This window comes from Methylobacterium sp. M6A4_1b, assembly GCF_053345175.1.
Genome location: NZ_JBKEZQ010000003.1, coordinates 202939 through 220132 on the forward strand (window position 1 = coordinate 202939; position 17194 = coordinate 220132).

The 17194-nt window shown below is 64.8% G+C and carries 20 protein-coding genes; 15 read left to right on the forward strand and 5 right to left on the reverse strand.

The features are described 5' to 3' along the window. Positions 1-55: 55 nt before the first annotated feature. The 6 genes from ACLBWX_RS04865 (at position 56) to ACLBWX_RS04890 (ending at position 3297) form a co-directional block, all read left to right on the forward strand. Positions 56-760, forward strand: coding sequence for an OPT/YSL family transporter (locus ACLBWX_RS04865; RefSeq protein WP_447675951.1), 705 nt, complete (start codon positions 56-58; stop codon positions 758-760). 174 nt (positions 761-934) lie between these two features. Then, positions 935-1135, forward strand: coding sequence for a hypothetical protein (locus ACLBWX_RS04870; protein WP_447675952.1), 201 nt, complete (start codon positions 935-937; stop codon positions 1133-1135). Between the two features lie 181 nt (positions 1136-1316). Continuing rightward, a complete protein-coding gene (locus ACLBWX_RS04875; protein WP_447675953.1) occupies positions 1317-1826 on the forward strand; it encodes a ferritin-like domain-containing protein in 510 nt (169 codons plus the stop codon). A 195-nt stretch (positions 1827-2021) separates the two neighbouring features. Continuing rightward, a complete protein-coding gene (gene rplM, locus ACLBWX_RS04880; protein ID WP_055952181.1) occupies positions 2022-2483 on the forward strand; it encodes a 50S ribosomal protein L13 in 462 nt (153 codons plus the stop codon). A 2-nt stretch (positions 2484-2485) separates the two neighbouring features. After that, on the forward strand, positions 2486-2965 hold the full coding sequence (gene rpsI, locus ACLBWX_RS04885; protein ID WP_056222465.1) for a 30S ribosomal protein S9: 480 nt from the start codon (positions 2486-2488) through the stop codon (positions 2963-2965). Positions 2966-3045: 80 nt separating this feature from the next. Next, positions 3046-3297, forward strand: coding sequence for a hypothetical protein (locus ACLBWX_RS04890; RefSeq protein WP_447675954.1), 252 nt, complete (start codon positions 3046-3048; stop codon positions 3295-3297). Between the two features lie 4 nt (positions 3298-3301). On the opposite strand, the gene ACLBWX_RS04895 is transcribed toward ACLBWX_RS04890, so the two are convergent. Beyond that, a complete protein-coding gene (locus ACLBWX_RS04895; protein ID WP_447675955.1) occupies positions 3302-3805 on the reverse strand; it encodes a hypothetical protein in 504 nt (167 codons plus the stop codon). Between the two features lie 220 nt (positions 3806-4025). Here ACLBWX_RS04895 and argC point away from each other — a divergent pair, with 220 nt between their 5' ends. Next, complete coding sequence (gene argC / locus ACLBWX_RS04900) at positions 4026-4964, forward strand: N-acetyl-gamma-glutamyl-phosphate reductase (RefSeq protein WP_447675956.1); 939 nt, start codon at positions 4026-4028, stop codon at positions 4962-4964. Between the two features lie 846 nt (positions 4965-5810). Continuing rightward, positions 5811-6344, forward strand: a complete 534-nt coding sequence (locus ACLBWX_RS04905) for a MucR family transcriptional regulator (protein ID WP_447675957.1) — start codon at positions 5811-5813, stop codon at positions 6342-6344. Positions 6345-6746: 402 nt separating this feature from the next. Here the strand turns inward: ACLBWX_RS04905 and ACLBWX_RS04910 are convergent, their stop codons facing one another. Together ACLBWX_RS04910 and ACLBWX_RS04915 are read right to left on the reverse strand one after the other, a co-directional pair. Further along, entirely contained in the window at positions 6747-8051 is a 1305-nt protein-coding gene (locus ACLBWX_RS04910; RefSeq protein WP_447675958.1) for a hemolysin family protein, read from the reverse strand. 195 nt (positions 8052-8246) lie between these two features. Then, a complete protein-coding gene (locus tag ACLBWX_RS04915; protein WP_447675959.1) occupies positions 8247-8687 on the reverse strand; it encodes a PaaI family thioesterase in 441 nt (146 codons plus the stop codon). A 121-nt stretch (positions 8688-8808) separates the two neighbouring features. Here ACLBWX_RS04915 and ACLBWX_RS04920 point away from each other — a divergent pair, with 121 nt between their 5' ends. The 3 genes from ACLBWX_RS04920 to ACLBWX_RS04930 all read left to right on the forward strand — a co-directional run bounded on the left by ACLBWX_RS04920 (position 8809) and on the right by ACLBWX_RS04930 (position 10810). After that, a complete protein-coding gene (locus ACLBWX_RS04920; protein ID WP_447675960.1) occupies positions 8809-9237 on the forward strand; it encodes a CoA-binding protein in 429 nt (142 codons plus the stop codon). 123 nt (positions 9238-9360) lie between these two features. Further along, positions 9361-10404: an N-acetyltransferase gene (locus tag ACLBWX_RS04925; protein ID WP_447675961.1), complete on the forward strand. Its 1044-nt coding sequence runs from the start codon at positions 9361-9363 to the stop codon at positions 10402-10404. Beyond that, positions 10382-10810 carry an ASCH domain-containing protein gene (locus tag ACLBWX_RS04930; RefSeq protein WP_447675962.1) on the forward strand — a complete coding sequence of 143 codons (429 nt, stop codon included), beginning with the start codon at positions 10382-10384 and terminating at the stop codon, positions 10808-10810. The genes ACLBWX_RS04925 and ACLBWX_RS04930 overlap by 23 nt, the downstream gene beginning before the upstream one ends. A 7-nt stretch (positions 10811-10817) precedes the next feature. Here ACLBWX_RS04930 and ACLBWX_RS04935 read toward each other — a convergent pair whose 3' ends face one another. Continuing rightward, a complete protein-coding gene (locus ACLBWX_RS04935) occupies positions 10818-12134 on the reverse strand; it encodes an MFS transporter (RefSeq protein ID WP_447675963.1) in 1317 nt (438 codons plus the stop codon). Positions 12135-12471: 337 nt separating this feature from the next. On the opposite strand from ACLBWX_RS04935, the gene ACLBWX_RS04940 reads away from it, so the two are divergent. The 4 genes from ACLBWX_RS04940 to ACLBWX_RS04955 all read left to right on the forward strand — a co-directional run bounded on the left by ACLBWX_RS04940 (position 12472) and on the right by ACLBWX_RS04955 (position 15828). Continuing rightward, on the forward strand, positions 12472-13752 hold the full coding sequence (locus ACLBWX_RS04940) for an O-acetylhomoserine aminocarboxypropyltransferase (RefSeq protein WP_447675964.1): 1281 nt from the start codon (positions 12472-12474) through the stop codon (positions 13750-13752). 69 nt (positions 13753-13821) lie between these two features. Next, positions 13822-13995 (forward strand): hypothetical protein, encoded by a 174-nt coding sequence (locus ACLBWX_RS04945; RefSeq protein WP_447675965.1) that lies wholly within the window; start codon positions 13822-13824, stop codon positions 13993-13995. A gap of 119 nt (positions 13996-14114) precedes the next feature. Continuing rightward, entirely contained in the window at positions 14115-14498 is a 384-nt protein-coding gene (locus tag ACLBWX_RS04950) for a response regulator (RefSeq protein ID WP_447675966.1), read from the forward strand. 34 nt (positions 14499-14532) lie between these two features. Further along, a complete protein-coding gene (locus ACLBWX_RS04955) occupies positions 14533-15828 on the forward strand; it encodes an O-acetylhomoserine aminocarboxypropyltransferase/cysteine synthase family protein (protein WP_447675967.1) in 1296 nt (431 codons plus the stop codon). A 27-nt stretch (positions 15829-15855) separates the two neighbouring features. Here ACLBWX_RS04955 and ACLBWX_RS04960 read toward each other — a convergent pair whose 3' ends face one another. Then, positions 15856-17106, reverse strand: coding sequence for a glutamate carboxypeptidase (locus tag ACLBWX_RS04960; RefSeq protein ID WP_447675968.1), 1251 nt, complete (start codon positions 17104-17106; stop codon positions 15856-15858). Positions 17107-17194 lie beyond the last annotated feature (88 nt).

Consider the following 17194-nt stretch of genomic DNA (forward strand, 5'->3'; position numbering starts at 1 on the left):
GGTCCCGTGGATCTCGACCGGACAACTCGTCGATGCCACACCCTGGCGTCAGCGGGTGGCCCTGATCGCCGGTGTCACCGTCGTCGTCCTCGTCATCGCTCCGCTCCTGTCCCTGTTCTATCGGGCCTCCGGCTTCGCCGGAGCGCTGCTCCGGCCGGACATGGACGCGGGCAGCGCCTTGCCGGTGCCGCAGGCTGCCCTGATGACCCAGATCGCGACCGGCATCGTCCATGGCGAACCGTTCTGGACAATGCTGAGGATCGGTGCCGGGCTCGGCGTGGTGTTCGTCGCCCTGGTGGCCGTCCTGCGGCGGCGCGACCTGTCTTTTTCAACGCTGACGGTGGGGATCGGAATCTACCTACCTCCCGAAGTCGTGGTGACGATCGTCGTCGGGGCATCATCGGCTGGTTCGCCCGAAGGCGCCTCCAGGCACACCCTTCGAAAGCTGGGGAGACCTCCGCTCGACGACGGGGCGTTCTCGTCGCATCGGGATTTTTCGTCGGCGAGAGCATCGTCGGTGTGCTTCTCGCCGCCACCGACACGCTTGCCGGGCGCGGCTCGTTCCTCGTGTTGGTCGGTCCAGGTTTCGCACGGGTGGCGACGGGTCTTGGGGCCGCCGCCTTCGTTGCAGCCGCCATCTGCTTTCACCGATTGGTGTCCCATGCATCACCGGCGTGAGGGTCGCGCGTCCTGTGTCCGTGCGGCGTTGCGTTCCCGAGACTCCAACGCAAAGGCTTCGTTCCCGAGTCTCGTCTTCTGACTCCCTCACACTGGATTGTCCCGTTGTTTCCGGCCCGGGTTTCCGATCTCGGACGGCCTGCTCCTCGGCCTCGACCTCGACGGCCTCCTCGGCCTGTACTGCCTCGGCAGCGCTTGACCCTGGCTCGACCGCGCGGGACAGCACCCGACCAGACCCGAGCCAAGGATTGCCACGATGGCCACGCCCCGCGACCTCAAAGTTCAGATGGCGGGCGAAACCCGCGCCCGCGAACGAGCGCAGGCCTTGGCCGCGACGCAGGCGGCGCGTGCCCAGCGTGCCGAGATCGCAGCCCGCGAAGCCGAGGTGGAGCGCGACGGCTGGAAGGTACGGGCCCAGGCCGCCGAGGCGGAACTGGCACGGATGAAGAAAGGCTGACTTCTTCGCAGATCGACAAGCACGGCAATGCATTCGCGTACGTCGGAGGTGGCCTTCGTGGCCATTCTGTCGAGCGACTGCGTCCGAAAGTCCCCTAGGACCGGCGCGGAACAGGAGTCCGCGCGGACATCTTCTCGTGATGACAGCGAATGTCTTCACAAGCGATGAGGAGAACGTCCCGGTGGCCATCGACACGCGTGAAATTTACGTGACTGCCCTGAAGAACACCCATGCGCTCGAAATGCAGGCGCTCCAGATCATGGAGCGGCAGGTCGAGCGCCTGCAGCGCTATCCCGAGATGGAAACGGCCCTCCGTCGTCACATCGAGGAGACGCATGGCCAGCGGACCCGCCTTGAGGAGGCTCTGCACCGCGTTTCGGAAAGTCCTTCGACGATCAAGGAGGGCGTGCTCGGCTTCGTCGGTAACATGATGGCCCTCGGACACATGCCGGCTCAGGACGAGATCCTGAAGAATGCCTACGCGAACCACGCCTTCGAGAACTTCGAGATCGCTGCCTATGAATCGCTCCTCGCCATCACCGAGGCTGCGGGCCAGCAGACGGCACTCACAGGCTTCCAGCAATCCCTGCGCGAGGAGGAGGCCATGGCGCGTAAGGTCCGCGAACTCGTACGCCCGACCACCCTACGCTACATCGAGCTCACCACGGCAGGCGACAAAGCGGATCGCTGATCCAAGGGTGCGGTATTCTGATACCGTGAACCCGAAGAGCCTCGAACGATTGCGTTTTTTGGTCTGTCGTCGGATCAAGCACGCGTGGTGGCTTGACGAAATCGCTGCATCTCCCTAATGGAGCCTTCAACGCCGTCGCGTCCTGCACGCGGCGGCGCATCGTTTTGTCCAGACACCATTACGGAACGCCACGGGATGAAGACCTTTTCTCTGAAGCCCGCCGACGTCGACAAGAAGTGGATCATCGTCGATGCGGAGGGCTTGGTCGTCGGCCGGCTCGCCTCCATCGTCGCCATGCGCCTGCGCGGCAAGCATAAGGCTGCGTACACGCCCCACGTCGATTGCGGCGACAACGTCATCGTCATCAACGCCGAGAAGGTGAAGTTCACCGGTCGCAAGCGCGAGCAGAAGGTGTACTACCATCACACCGGCTACCCGGGCGGCATCAAGGAGCGTACGGCCAAGTTCATCCTCGACGGTCGCTTCCCTGAGCGCGTCGTAGAGAAGGCCGTCGAGCGCATGCTTCCGCGTGGCCCGCTCTTCCGCCAGATCATGGGCAATCTCCGGGTCTACAAGGGCTCGGAGCATCCCCACACCGCCCAGCAGCCGCAGGCGCTCGACGTCGGCAGCCTCAACCGCAAGAACGTGAGCGCTTGATCATGGCGACCCTTCAGTCCCTTTCCGACCTGAACCGCGCGAACGTCGAGTCGCCGGAGAACGCCGCCCCGGTCCACGTCCAGAAGCTCGACGCTCAGGGCCGCGCCTACGCCACCGGCAAGCGCAAGGATGCGGTCGCCCGCGTCTGGATCAAGCCGGGTACCGGCAAGGTGGTGGTCAACGGCCGTGCCGTCGAGACCTACTTTGCTCGCCCGGTGCTGCGCATGATCCTGCGCCAGCCGCTGCAGATCGCCAACCGCGTCGACCAGTACGACATCACCGTTTCGGTTCACGGCGGTGGTCTTTCGGGTCAGGCCGGCGCCGTTCGCCACGGTCTCTCGAAGGCGCTGACCTACTATGAGCCGGAACTGCGCTCACCGCTGAAGCGCGAAGGCTTCCTCACCCGCGATAGCCGCGTGGTCGAGCGTAAGAAGTACGGCCGCAAGAAGGCTCGCCGCAGCTTCCAGTTCTCGAAGCGCTGATCCGGCCCTTCGATACATGTCCGGACAGGGCGGCTTCGGCCGCCCTTTCCTTTTGAGCCGCGGCAGAGAGATGAATTCCCATGGCGAAGCCTTTCCGACGCGTCACCGCTCCCGATGCCTCCGCAGTGACCCTGTGCCTGGCGGAAACGGACGGCGCGACGACGGGAGAAGTGAAGCTCGCCGACGGTCGCCTGTTCAGCACCACCGGCGTGCTCCCGGTCGCGCAGGCATTCGGAATCGCCGTGCACGTCGCCAATGAAAGCGGCCGGGACATCGTAGTGATCGATCCCCAGGACTTGTGGAAGCCGTCCTGGGGCACGTTGACCGCCTGATGGCTCAAGCGTGAAGCGCACGCTCCAGTTCGCCCTTGGACATCTTGGAGCGTCCGGGGATGTTCTTGTCCCGCGCTACCCTCATGAGATCGGCCTTGGTATGGCCTGAGGTGGAACGGCGTGCGGCGGCCGTCTTCTCGGCAACGTCTGCGGGCTGTTTCGAGAACTGTTTGCCTTTCGCCGTGTCTGCGCGCTTCTTCTTCGTCGAACGGTCGTATTCCGACTTGGACACCGATTCCCGCGCTTTCTTCGGAAGATAGCGCTCACCGGTCTCGCCGCTCTTCTTGCCGGATTTGGTGTCCCATTCCTCCTCCGTCCACTGCTTGAGATGGTTGTCGGCTGATTTCTTGCCCTCATAGCCGCCGCCCGCGTCCTTGTAGGCTTTGGTGGCGGCCTGAGCCTTGCGCGCCGACCACTGGCCTGGCTTTCCGCCCTTATCCGATGCGGTGACTTGCTTCTTCACCTTTTCCCAGAGCTTGGGGTCGGTCTTTTCCGCGCTGGCTGACATGCGTTCTCCCTCGATTGCGTGTGTCTCCAGCGCATAACCGGCGGGTCGATCACGCCGTTCCGGGGCGGTGGAAGCGATACACAGGTCACATCGGTCGTCATCAGACCTTGTTCGAGGGTCGCGAAGACATTGACTTGACGAAGCCTCCCGGTCAGGTGGCGCGCACGGGCCGATGCAGGATGTATCTTCGTCGGTGCGGCAGAAAGGATTGTGAGTGTCCATGAGCGAGAATGATGCGGGGCAAAAGCCCACGGTCTTCATCGACGGAGAGGCGGGAACCACCGGTCTTGGAATCCGAGAGCGCCTCGAGCGCGAGGGCCGCGTCGGTCTCAGAAGCATCCCATACGAGAGCCGCAAGGACGTCGCGACGAAGCGCGCCCTGCTGCAGGAGGTCGACCTCGTGGTGCTGTGCCTGCCCGACGCAGCCGCCAAGGAGACCGTTGCCCTCGCCGACACCCTGCCGGGCGGCGGACCTCGCATCCTCGATGCCAGTACCGCTCATCGGGTCGATCCGGCCTGGGTCTACGGCTTCGCCGAACTTGAGGCCGCTCAGGCGCAGGCGATCCGCGGCGCCCGACGCGTTGCTAATCCCGGCTGCTATCCGACCGGCGCGATCGCGGTCCTGCGACCCCTGGTCGAAGCGGGCCTGATCCCTTCGAATCACCCGATCAGCATCAATGCAGTCAGCGGCTACAGCGGCGGCGGCAAGAACATGATCGAGACCTACGAGGCCGGAGAGGGAGAATCTTTCCTGCTTTACGGGCTCGGTCTCGGCCATAAGCATCTGCCCGAGACCCAGGCCTATGCCGGCCTGACGCGGCGGCCGATCTTCATCCCCTCCGTCGGCAACTTTCGGCAGGGGATGCTGGTGAGCGTGCCGCTCCACCTCGACACCCTGCCAGGCTCGCCGACGGTGACGGAGTTGGAGAAGGCTCTTGCTGCCTATTACGAGGGGCAGGACCTCGTGCGTGTCATTCCCAACGATGGTGCCGAACGCCTCGAGCCGGAAGCGTTGAACGACACCGACCGCCTGGAGGTTCGGGTTTTCGGCAACGAGACCTATCGACAGGCTGTCCTCGTCGCACGCCTCGACAACCTCGGTAAGGGTGCATCCGGCGCGGCCGTACAGAATATCGGTCTGATGCTCGGCCTCGACTGATGAACAGCCTCGTCCCCGCCGGCCGTCCGGCGGGGCCGTTCCGCGGTTTATCTGCTTGTCGCCGCCATTCGACCATCGCAACCGTAGCCCTTTCACGGGTAAGTGCCGCGTCGAAAGTTCCGCTTCGCGATCGAGGTCCCACCGATTCGCCAGCATGCGAATGTGTTGCTTGAGCGCTTATCCCAAGCCCGTTCGCGAGACTTCTTCAGACGTCGGAACGAGTATCATCCCTGCGAGATCGTCGAAGCGCTCGCGAAGATAAGCGGCGGCCAAGCAGCCAGAAATGCACAGCAGTGCCGCTTCGATTCCGACTGGGGCTGATCGGCATCTCGGCCTTCGCCAAGCATCTGCTGCCAATGCTGTGCAAAGTCTGTTGGCTTCATTGCGAACACCCTGAAATTGTTTTATCGAATGAAACGTTATGTCCGTCGATCGGGCCGACGTCCGTTACAGAGCGTCACGACAGCGTGTGCGTCGACGAAGGGAACGCGCCAGCGGTAATCCTGGGAGCGTAAAGGCGTCGATCTGACGAAGACCAACGGCACCAAGTGGATCGGAGAACGCACCCGGATTGCGATCGAAGATGTTTCGTTGATGAAGCGCTTTGTCTGCATCGTCGCAAGGATCTGTCAGATTCGATTTGTCTCGCACGCGCCTTCGATGGTGATCTCGGGCAACCGGAGCGCGATTGCTCGTACTGGTGCAGGCGATGCGCGAAGATTTGATAAATGATCCATTGAATGCTGATGAAAAACGCCCATTCTTCGACATAACATCTTGCTTGCTGAAAGATCCGAGCCTACGTTTGAAGACAAGATCCACGCTTATGCAGATCGGCGAAGTCACATGAATGAAACGGACAACGACGCGGCTCGGCTCATCACCCTGGCGGCCGACATCGTCTCGGCCTACGTCAGCAACAATCATGTACAGAGTGCGGAGCTTCCCAAGCTGCTCAGTGACGTCCATGAGGCGATCCGAGGTGTAACTGCCAGCGGCACGCCAGCAGCGGACGCTGGTCCGCCCAAAGCGACGCCCCAGGAGATTCGCCGTTCGATCACGTCGGATTATCTGATCAGCTTCGAGGACGGGAAGCAGTACAAGACTCTGCGCAGGCACCTGACCCTGCGTGGCCTGACCCCGGAGCAGTACCGGGCCAAATGGGGTCTGGCGCCCGATTACCCGATGACGTCGGCAAGCTATTCCGAGCAGCGCTCGGAGTTGGCCCGTGCCCTGGGTCTCGGTCAGCAGCGCCGCAAGGGTGTCGCCAAGAGTGCATCGGAGGAGACCGTGTCGGCGCCGCCGCCTGAGGAAGCTCAGGCCGAGGCTCCGCAGGTCGAAAAGAAGCGGCGCGGACCGCGCAAGAAGGTGGATGCCTGAGCCCTTGATTCATAAGCGCCCTGTTCCGGTGCGCCTCGTCCAATCGTGAACGCAACGCAGGCAGCATGCTGTCTGCGTTGCTTCAATTTCAGACCGTCGCCCGCCTGTCGTGGCGGTGACGGGCTCAGCACGCGGAGAACGTGGCTCGACTGGAGCGCCACCTTTCGCAGCAGGGGTTCCCGGCTCGATCATCTCGCCTTCAATGCTTCGAAGTCGAGGTCTGTGTGAAGTTGCGGCGAATCATGCGCTGATATCGCGATCGATTCGCTTTTTCCCGCTCCTCGGTCTCGGATCGGCACGAACAGACTCACGAACTCAGGCGACGCAGCGCCTCAGTCGCCCCAATTCGCTGTCGTAGGTCGAACCGTTGCGCCGCAGCCGGTTCCACGAGGTGTTGCGATCCTACTCGGCTGCTTTCGATAGGGGCGTCGCCAGAACCTTGTCGATGCGTCGCCCATCCATGTCGACGACCTCGAACCGCCAGCCATGGGATTCGAAGTGCTCGCCCGTTCCCGGGATGCGGCCGAGACGGAAGATCACGAAGCCTGCAAGCGTGGTAAAGTCGTCGGAATTCGGGTGTTCGGCGAAGGCGAGCCGGTCGAAGGCCTGCGACGCCGGCATCATCCCGTCGATGAGGAGCGATCCATCCTCGCGCTCGACCACACTCGGCTCGTCGCCCACTTCGGGGATATTGCCGGCGATTGCCTCCAGAAGGTCGGTCTGCGTGACGATCCCTTCCAGGCTTCCGTACTCGTCGACGACGACTGCCATCCGCACGGGCTTGGCCTGGAAGGTCTCCAGCACCGCCAGGATCGACATGCTCTCGTGGACGACGATGGGCGGTTGGGTCGCCGCGAGGACGTTCACGGGCTTGCCGTCGAGAAGCTGGTTGAGCAGATCCTGCTTGCGCACGACGCCGACGATCTCGTCGACTTCGCTGCGGCTGACCACGAGCTGCGCATGGTCGCATTCGCGCACCGACTTCAGGACCGCCTCCGGCTCCTCGTCCGCGTCGACCCACTCGACCTCGTGGCGCGGCGTCATGATATCGCGCACCCGCCGCTCGCCGATCGAGAAGATGCGCTGCACCGCCTCCTGCTGCGCCTCACGGATCAGACCGGCCTCCTGGCTCGCCTGAACCAGGAGATTGAGCTCCGCTGTAGAGTGCAGCGAACCCTCGCCGTGCCCGGCCTGCAGACCGAACATCCGCACGACACCGTTGCCGAGGCCGTTCAGGAACAGGATCGCCGGCCGAAACACGAACAGGAAGATGCCCAGGGGCCGCACGACGGCGAGCGCCGTGCGCTCGCTGCGCTGGAGAGCGAGGCTCTTCGGGGCCAGCTCGCCGAGAACGATGTGCATCGCCGTGATGATGACGAACGAGATCACCACCGCGATCGTGTGGGCGGCGGTGGTGCCGACCGGTTCGGGCAGGAAGCCGAGGGCGGGCACGATGATGTGCGCCAGGGCCGGCTCGCCGACCCAGCCCAGGGCCAGGGACGAGATGGTGATGCCGAGCTGCGTCGCGGCGAGGAAGGCGTCGAGCTGGTCCGTGGCGCGCTGAAGCGATCGGGCGTTGGTCCGGCGCTCGGAGACCAGCTCGGCGACGCGGCTCTTTCGGACGGAGACCAGGGCGAACTCGGCGGCAACGAAGAAACCGTTGGCCAGCACGAGGGCAAAGACGGCGAGGAGGCCCAAGCCGGTCACCCATACATCGTCGGAAATCGTCGTCTCCCCTGGTCAGCGGCGGATCTCTAGCAGCAACGCCCGGGACGGGCCACTGCGAACCCTGTGCCGCGCTCCAGATGGCGTGCGGATGCGGGAGGCCGGCCGGCGTATACCGAGAGGGTCGCGTCGAGGTCGCGGGGAATCGGGGGACCCGCCCGGTGTCATGCGCGGGGGTCAGGCTCCCGGCGGAATCGCGTAGGTGCCGGTGGCGTGGCAGACCAGGGGGCCGCCGTCCGGACCGGTGATGTGGACTTCGCCGACGGCGAGGCGGCGGCCGAGCTTGAGCAGGCGGGCGGTGCCGAGGAGTTCGGCGGGACCGGGCCGGCGCAGGAAGTTGAAGTTCAGGCTGGTGGTGACGGCGAGCGCCACCGGGCCGAGGCTGGCGAGGATCGCCGCGTAGAGGGCGTAGTCGGCGAGCGCCATCATGGAGGGACCGGAGACCGTGCCGCCGGGGCGCAGGTGGCGGTCGTGGTGGTCCATCCGCATCCGGGCGAGGCCGGGGCCGACCTCGACGAGGTGGTAGGTCCGGCCCCCGGCCGCCATCTGCGGGAAGGCCGATTCGAGGAAGGCCACGGTTTCCTCCAGCGTGAGGGCCTGCGGCAGGGTCTCGGACATGGACGGACAACTCCGGCTCACCGGGCCGCGACCGGCCCGATACGAGGGGAGACCGCGCGACGACTTGCGGACGACCCGCGAAGCCTTGCAGCACGCCGCCGCTTGCCCGACAAGATCAGGGATGCGCCAGTCCCACGATGCCTACGACCCCGCCCTGATCCGCCGGGTGCTCGCCGAGACCCGGACCATCGCCCTGGTCGGCGCCTCGGCCAATCCGGCCCGGCCGAGCCACCACGTCATGGCCTTCCTGCTGGAGCGCGGCTACCGGGTGATCCCGGTCAATCCCGGGCTCGCCGGGCAGACGCTCCTGGGCCAGCCGGTCATCGCCCGCCTCGCCGACCTGCCCGAGCCCGTCGACATGGTCGAGATCTTTCGCAGTTCCGACGCGGCCGGTGGGGTGGTGGACGAGGCGCTCGCCCTCCCCCAGCCGCCGCGCTTCATCTGGATGCAGATCGGGGTGCGGGATGATGCCGCCGCCTCGCGGGCTGAGGCGGCGGGGTGTGTTGTGGTGATGAATCGGTGCCCGAAGATTGAGATTTTTCGATTCTAATGCTGTTTCGCGGTATTCGCTGAAATATTTCGGGCGAGGGCATAATCTCAGGTTGAAAATCTCTGTTCTTGTTTTATTCTTTTGTCCTTGGGAGATCCAGAGCGCGAGTTTTCGAGAAGCCAAATGCTCAATAATCTACGACTGACAAAATTTGAAGATATCGACCTCGAAGATGAATTTTTTGACTCGCTTCGAGCAGATTATGATGGATTTGATAAATGGTATAACAGCAAGCTCAAGCAAAATTGCTATGTAGTCGATAATGTATCAAAGGCAGGAATCCGTGGATTTCTTTATCTCAAGGTAGAGAATGAGGAAGTCGGTGACGTTTATCCCGTAATGCCGGCTGCTAAAAGACTTAAAATTGGTACACTAAAGATCATGGCCCATGGCACCAAGCTTGGCGAGCGAGTTTTAAAGAAGGCTTTCGATACCGCTATCGCGGAAGACGCGAGCGAAATTTATGTAACAATATTTCCGAAACATGTAGGATTGATAAAGCTCTTTGAAAGATATGGTTTCACTAAATGCGGTATGAAGAAAGACGAGTTTGTTTTCTGCAGAAAGATGAAAATTCATACTGGAGATATAGTTAAAGACTATCCTCATATATCATTAGCAGGAAATAGGTATTATCTGCTAGCAATTTATCCAGAGTATCATACTAAGCTATTTCCAGACTCAATATTGCATAATGAAGACGTAAATTTAGTTCAAGATATAAGCTACACCAATACGATCCATAAAGTTTATATTGCTAAAATGCCGCTTACTCGTATGAAGCGCGGTGACATTGTTATAATGTACAGAACTACAGACAGAACTGGGCAGGCACGATTCCGCTCAGTAATCACCTCCATTTGCGTAATAGAAGAGGTTAAAAGGAAGAAAGATTTTGCAAGTCTAGTCGAGTTTCTTAAATTTTCGGTGCCACACAGCGTGTTTTCTGTTGCCGAATTGCGCAAAATATATGCTGACCCAGATCGGCACTACATTGCTCGTATGACCTACAACGCCGCTTTCACTAAACGTGTTATACGTGACAAAATGTTAGACGAAGTTGGTATAACCGAACAACCGCGGTGGGATTTGCGAGAACTCACTGAGGATCAAGTCAGGCATCTTGCAAATCTTGGTGTATTAAATGCGAGTATTGTTGTCGATTAAGCCAGAATTTGCAGAGAAAATTTTAAGTGGTGAGAAGAGATTTGAGTTCCGCAGGGTCATACATACAAATAAAAATGTCAATTCTGTCGTTATATACATGACCGCACCAGTGCAAAGGATTGTTGGAGAGTTTCAAATTGATTGTATATTATTGGACAGTCCTGATAAAATATGGAATAAAACAAAAGAGTTTGCAGGAATTAGTCGAGAGTACTATGATAAGTACTTCGAAGGTCGTAAAATAGCATATGCATTGAGCATCGGATCCGTTACGGAATATCTTAATCCAATAGATCCAAAGTTGATAATGCCGTCATTCACGCCTCCACAATCTTTCATGTACTACCCGCTCGATTACTCAATCCATCGTGCCGAAGAAAATATTCAGATTGAAATGGTATATTGATAATAAATTAAATAGATTGACCGCGAGTCTCACGCATCAACGCCACAGCCACAAAGCTAACCCCAGCCGCCACGGCCAGATAAAGCCCCACCCAACCGACACCACCCCACTCCGACAACCTTTGCGCCAGATACGGCGCAGCGGAGGCCCCCAGGATCCCGGCGAGGTTGTAGGTCACGCTCGCGCCGGTGTAGCGCACGCGGGTCGGGAAGAGTTCGGGCAGCAGGGCGCCCATGGGGCCGAACAGCCAGCCCATGGCGAACAGGCCCAGGCACAGGAAGCCGAGGACGAGGCCGCCCTGGCCGCTGCCGAGCATCGGGCCCATCAGCAGGCCCAGGCTCGCGGTGAAGACGAGGCCCGAGAGCAGGACGGGGCGGCGGCCGTAAGCATCGGCGGCCCAGCCCGAGAGCGGGATGCCGAGGCCCATGAAGAGCACGGCCACGCATTCGAAGAGCAGGAAGGTCGGCCGGGTGAAGCCGAGCGTCGAGACGCCGTAGCTCAGGGCGAAGACGGTGGAGAGGTAGAAGACCGCGTAGCAGGCCACCATCGCGAAGGTGCCGAGCAGGGTCGCGCGGATGTAGGTGGTGAAGATCACCGCCAGCGGCACCTTCTCGGGGGCGGCCTTCTCCAGGGCGGCCTTGAAGACCGGGGTCTCGGTGAGCTTGAGGCGGACATAGAGCCCGACGCCCACGAGCACGGCCGAGGCGAGGAACGGGATGCGCCAGCCCCAGGCCTGGAAGTCGGCGGGGCTCAGCGCCAAGGCGAGGCCGAGGAAGCCCAGATTGGCGGTGATGAAGCCGACCGGCGCGCCGAGCTGCGGAAAGATGCCGTAGAGCGCGCGCCGGCCCGGCGGGGCGTTCTCCACCGCCAGCAGCGCTGCCCCGCCCCACTCTCCGCCGAAGCCGACGCCCTGGCCGAAGCGCAGCACGCAGAGCGCGAGGGGCGCCCACCAGCCGGCGGTGGCGTAGGAGGGCAGGCAGCCGATCAGCACCGTCGACAGGCCCATGATCATCAGGGAGGCCACGAGGGTGGCTTTCCGCCCGACCCGGTCGCCGAAATGGCCGAAGAAGGCCGCGCCCAGGGGCCGCGCGACGAAGGCGATGGAGAAGGTCGCGAAGGCCGCCAGGGTCTGCACCGCCGGATCGCCGGGCGGGAAGAAGATCGGCCCGATCACCAGGGCGGCGGCCGTGGCGTAGACGTAGAAGTCGTAGAACTCGATCGCGGTGCCGACGAAGCTGGCGATGAGGATGCGCGCCGCCGGCACGGCCGCCTCGGGCGTCGTCTGCGGGCGGGCGCGGGTCGGGCGGGTCGCGGTCTGGCTCATGGCCGGGGCCATAGCGCAGGCGCGACCGGCAGGATAGCGCTGGTTTCGGGGCCGGGCGCGGGTTCCCCTCCCCCTTGCGGGGACGGGTCAGGGGTGGGGGTCGCTCCGCCGGCCTTCGCACGCCGCGGGTCACCCGGCCACCCCTACCCGCGATCCCTCCCCGCAAGGGAAGGAACGGCGCGAGCTCCTCCGCCTTGACCCCCTCCCCCGTCCGTCATAAAGAACTCTCGTTCGTTTCAGCGGATGGCCTGCTCTTCCGCCGGTGCCCGGTCCGGCGCTAGAAGACAGGCAAGAGACCACACGCGCGAGCGGGCCGGCGGCCCCGGAGGATTTCCCGATGACCGATCGTCTGCCCGGCTTCAACACGCGGGCCATCCATGCCGGCGCCGTGCCCGACCCGACCACGGGGGCGCGCGCCACCCCGATCTACCAGACCGCCTCGTTCGTGTTCGACGATGCCGAGCACGCCGCCTCGCTGTTCGGGCTCCAGGCCTTCGGCAACATCTACTCGCGCATCACCAACCCGACCAACGCGGTGCTGGAGGAGCGCGTCGCGGCGCTGGAGGGCGGCACCGCCGCGGTGGCGGTGGCCTCGGGCCACGCCGCCGAGTTCCTGGTGATGCACGCCCTGATGCAGCCCGGCGACGAGTTCATCGCGGCCGACCGCCTCTACGGCGGCTCGATCAACCAGTTCAACCATTCCTACAAGAACTTCGGCTGGAACGTGGTCTGGGCGCAGACCGACGACCCCGCCTCCTTCGAGCGCGCGATCACGCCGCGCACCAAGGCGATCTTCTGCGAGTCGATCGCCAATCCGGGCGGGGTCATCACCGACATCGCGGCGCTCTCGGAGATCGCCAAGCGCCACAACATCCCGCTCATCGTCGACAACACGATGGCGAGCCCCTACCTGATCCGCCCCTTCGAGCACGGGGCCGACATCGTCGTGCACTCGGCGACGAAGTTCCTCGGCGGCCACGGCAATTCCATCGGCGGCCTCGTGGTGGACGGCGGCACCTTCCCGTGGGCGGGCGACGCGCGCTTCCCGATGCTTTCGGCGCCGCGGCCGGAATATGCCGGGATGGTGCTGGGCGAGACCTTCGGCAACTTCGCCTTCGCCATCGCGGTGCGGGTGCTGGGCCTGCGCGACCTCGGGCCGGCGCTCTCGCCCTTCAACGCCTTCCTGCTCCTCTCGGGCATCGAGACCCTGCCCCTGCGCATGCAGCGCCACTGCGACAACGCGCTCGCGGTCGCGACCTTCCTCCAGGGCCACCCGGCGGTGGCCTGGGTCAGCTATCCGGGGCTGGAGACCGACCGGTACCACCAGCTCGCCCGGCGCTACACGCCGCACGGCGCCGGCGCGGTGTTCACCCTCGGCCTCAAGGGCGGCTACGAGGCGGGGGTGGCGCTCGTCTCGAACCTGACCCTGTTCTCGCATCTGGCCAATATCGGCGACACCCGCTCGCTGATCATCCACCCGGCCTCCACCACCCACCGCCAGCTCACCGACCCGCAGCGGGTCGCCGCCGGGGCGGGCCCGGAGGTGGTGCGGCTCTCGGTCGGCCTGGAGGATCCACAGGATCTGATCGCCGACCTCGACGCGGCCCTGAGCGCCTGAGGGGAGCCGTGTTAACGTTATCTTTACCACGTCGGGCCGAGGCTGGGGCCGCGATCACCGGAGGTGGCGATGTCGGCCTTGGCTGCGATGGACTGGGCGTTCGTGGAACAGATCGCCGACGGATTGGCGTTCCTGGCCATCCTGTCGGCCCTCGTCGGCCTCGCGGTGGCCTTCGCCCCGGAGCTGCCGGCGCGGCGGATGCCCGCCCCCGCGAAACGGATGCGCGACACCGGCCGTTATTGACGACACCGGCGGCTGGGCCTAGGCCCCCGTCTCCTTCCTGTCGCGAGATCGTCCGGCCGCCGATGCAGCAAGACCCTCCAGAGACTCACGAATCGACGGACTCGCCCGGATCGGCGGAGTTGCCCGGATCGGCGGACCTGCCCGTCGTGCTCCTCGTCGAGGACGACGGCCTGCTCCTGATGGAAGCCGCCGACACGCTCGCGGAGGCCGGGTTCGAGGTGCTGGAGGCCAGCCACGCGGACAACGCCCTCTCGGTGCTGGAGAACCGCAGCGACGTCGGCGTGCTGATGACCGACGTGGACATGCCGCGCGGCTCCATGGACGGCTTCGCCCTGGCCCGCCTCGTCGCCCATCGCTGGCCCTCGATCCCGGTGCTCGTCGTCTCCGGCATGGGTACCCCCGGCCCGCACGACATGCCCGACGGGGCGCGCTTCATCCCGAAGCCCTACGAGCCCTCGACCCTGGTCCGGACCCTGCGCGCCTTCGCCAGCCGCGCCGCCTGACCGCTCACCCGACCTTCACAGACGGGAGGCCCCGATGGCCACCGAGACCCAGACCCATCGCTTCGCGACCCAGGCGATCCATGCCGGCGCCGCGCCCGACCCCGCCACCGGCGCCCGGGCCCAGCCGATCTACTTCACCAACGGCTTCGTCTTCGAGGACACCCAGCAGGCGGCGGACATCTTCGCCATGCGCCGCACCGGGTTCTCCTACTCGCGCGGCTCGAACCCGACGGTGGCCGCCCTGGAGCGCCGCGTCGCCGCGCTGGAAGGCGCCAAGGCCGCCGTGGCGGTGGCCTCGGGCCAGTCGGCCGTGCTCATGGTGCTGATGACCCTGATGAAGAGTGGCGAGGCCTACGTCGCCTCCTCGCGCCTCTTCGGCGGCTCGCTCGGCCTGATGAACCGCCTCGACGGGCGCTACGACCTGAAGCCCCAGTTCACCAAGGGCCTGACCCCGGCCGATTTCGAAGCGCAGATCACCCCGGAGACCCGGGCGATCGTCTGCGAGTCCATCGTCAATCCCTGCGCCACCGTGATGGATCTGGCCGGCATCGCCGAGGTCGCGCGCCGGCACGGCCTGCCGCTCGTCGTCGACAACACCCTCGCCTCCCCGGCCCTGATCCGGCCGATCGAGCACGGCGCCGACATCGTCATCCACTCCACCTCGAAGTTCCTCGGCGGCTCGGGCCAGACCATCGGCGGCGTGATCTGCGACGCGGGCAAGTTCGACTGGGCGGCGATCCCCGGCCGCTACAACCTGATGAGCGAGCCCTGGGCCGATTACGACGGCCTCGTGCTCACCGAGCGCTTCCCGGACTTCGCCTTCGCCTCGGCCTGCCGCGTCTTCGGCATGCGCGAGCTCGGCCCCGGCCTGTCGCCCATGAACGCCTTCCTGACGCTCACCGGCATCGAGACCCTGCCGCTGCGGATGGAACGGCACTGTTCGAACGCCCGGAGCGTGGCGGCCTACCTGAAGGACCATCCGGCCGTGGCCTGGGTGAGCTACCCGGCGCTGCCCGGCCAGGAGGGCGAGGCGATGGCCGCGCGCTACGTGCCGCAGGGGCCGGGCTCGATCTTCACCGTGGCGCTGAAGGGCGGCGAGGCGGCGGCGGTCACGTTCATCATGAGCCTCAAGCTGATCTCGCACCTCGTGAACATCGGCGAGATCAAGTCCCTGGCGATCCACCCGGCCACCACGACCCACCGGCAGCTCGACCCGGCCGACAAAACCGCCGCCAAGGTCGGCCCCGAGACGGTGCGCCTCTCGATCGGCCTGGAGAGCGTCGAGGACCTCATCGCCGACGTCGAGCAGGCCCTGGCGCAGCTGGGCTGAGACGGCTTCCGGCCTGCCGCGTCCGGGTCAACGCCCGCCGTCCCGGGACGCCTCCATCACCAGGCGGGTCGCGAGATAGAGCCGCAGCGTGATGCTGGCGAGCACGGCGAACTCGTCGGCGCTGTGATACTGGCCGCCGACGATGCCGAGGGATTCGAGCAGGACGGGCTTCGCCGGGCTGTCGGGCTGGAAGGCGTAGCCCGCATCGGTGCCGCCGCCGATCTCGGCCAGGGCGAGCGCGGCGCCCATCTCGCCATAGATCGCCCGGGCCCGTTCGCCGAGCGCCTGCGTCGCCGGATTGCGCGGCAGCGGCGGCCGTCCCCTGGCGAGATCGAAGCTGACCTGCGTGTCGGGCACGCGATGGCTGGCGATGATCCGGCGGGCCTGCGTCAGCACCCGGTCGTACTCGCCGGGCTCGAAGTAGCGCATGTCGCCCTCCGCCCGGGCGGCCTCGGGGATGATGTTCGGCTTGGTGCCGCCCTGGACGACGGTCCAGTGCAGGCTGGTCCCCTTGCCCGGATCGCCGAGGTCCTGCAGCTGCAGGATCTGGTGGGCGAGCTCCACCACGGCGTTGCGGCCGGCCTCCGGGGCGCCGCCGGCATGGGAGGCGCGGCCCTTCACGGTCAGGCTCGCGTAGTTGATCCCCTTGGTGGCCACCGTGACGGCATCGACGCCGGCCTCGGCGAAGGACGGCTCGAAGGACAGCACCACGTCCTGCTCGCGGGCGATCCGGGCGATCGCGTCGCGCGACCCCCGCGAACCGCGCTCCTCGTCGGGATTGAACACCACCGTGAGGGTGCCGTAGCCGTCGAAGCGCAGGGTCTCGAGGGCCGCCATCAGATGCAGGATCATCGCGATCCCGCCCTTCGCATCGGCCACGCCGGGGCCGTAGGCCCGGCCGTCGCGCTCGGTATAGGGGCGCTTGGCGGCATCGCCGGTCCCGAAGACGGTGTCGTAATGCACCAGCAGCATGATCTTGCGGGTACCCGTGCCGGATCGCGTGCCGATCAGGGTGTTGCCGCCGAAGGCGGGGGCGGCCCGGCTCTCCACCTGGAGCCCCGCCGCTTCCAGGCGCGACCGCAGGACCGCTTCGATCCTGGCGAGACCGGGGACGTCGCCGGTGCCCGTATCGACGTCCACCAGACCCTTCAGGGTCTCGCGATAGGGGCCGTCCTGCGCCTTCACCGCCGCGAGCACGGCCTCGTCCGGCGCGGCCGCCGCGGGAGCGGGCGACAGGAAGACGAGCAGCGCGAGGGCGAGGGCGGCATTCGGGCGCATGGCGATCCTGATCGGCGAAGGGCGCGGCCGCGACGGCGTCCGGTCGACGCGGCCTGGCCCGTCCTCTCGGGGCATGGGACAGCCTGCC

Bases quoted from the DNA above. Each gene is read 5' to 3' on its own strand.
- ACLBWX_RS04915 (WP_447675959.1), bottom strand. From the start codon at position 8,687: ATGTCCGAGACCCTGCCGCAGGCCCTCACGCTGGAGGAAACCGTGGCC.
- rplM (WP_055952181.1), top strand. From the start codon at position 2,022: ATGAAGACCTTTTCTCTGAAGCCCGCCGACGTCGACAAGAAGTGGATC.
- ACLBWX_RS04905 (WP_447675957.1), top strand. From the start codon at position 5,811: ATGAATGAAACGGACAACGACGCGGCTCGGCTCATCACCCTGGCGGCC.
- rpsI (WP_056222465.1), top strand. From the start codon at position 2,486: ATGGCGACCCTTCAGTCCCTTTCCGACCTGAACCGCGCGAACGTCGAG.
- ACLBWX_RS04935 (WP_447675963.1), bottom strand. From the start codon at position 12,134: ATGAGCCAGACCGCGACCCGCCCGACCCGCGCCCGCCCGCAGACGACG.
- argC (WP_447675956.1), top strand. From the start codon at position 4,026: ATGAGCGAGAATGATGCGGGGCAAAAGCCCACGGTCTTCATCGACGGA.
- ACLBWX_RS04945 (WP_447675965.1), top strand. From the start codon at position 13,822: ATGTCGGCCTTGGCTGCGATGGACTGGGCGTTCGTGGAACAGATCGCC.
- ACLBWX_RS04955 (WP_447675967.1), top strand. From the start codon at position 14,533: ATGGCCACCGAGACCCAGACCCATCGCTTCGCGACCCAGGCGATCCAT.
- ACLBWX_RS04940 (WP_447675964.1), top strand. From the start codon at position 12,472: ATGACCGATCGTCTGCCCGGCTTCAACACGCGGGCCATCCATGCCGGC.
- ACLBWX_RS04930 (WP_447675962.1), top strand. From the start codon at position 10,382: ATGCGAGTATTGTTGTCGATTAAGCCAGAATTTGCAGAGAAAATTTTA.
- ACLBWX_RS04925 (WP_447675961.1), top strand. From the start codon at position 9,361: ATGCTCAATAATCTACGACTGACAAAATTTGAAGATATCGACCTCGAA.
- ACLBWX_RS04890 (WP_447675954.1), top strand. From the start codon at position 3,046: ATGGCGAAGCCTTTCCGACGCGTCACCGCTCCCGATGCCTCCGCAGTG.
- ACLBWX_RS04895 (WP_447675955.1), bottom strand. From the start codon at position 3,805: ATGTCAGCCAGCGCGGAAAAGACCGACCCCAAGCTCTGGGAAAAGGTG.
- ACLBWX_RS04870 (WP_447675952.1), top strand. From the start codon at position 935: ATGGCCACGCCCCGCGACCTCAAAGTTCAGATGGCGGGCGAAACCCGC.
- ACLBWX_RS04920 (WP_447675960.1), top strand. From the start codon at position 8,809: ATGCGCCAGTCCCACGATGCCTACGACCCCGCCCTGATCCGCCGGGTG.
- ACLBWX_RS04960 (WP_447675968.1), bottom strand. From the start codon at position 17,106: ATGCGCCCGAATGCCGCCCTCGCCCTCGCGCTGCTCGTCTTCCTGTCG.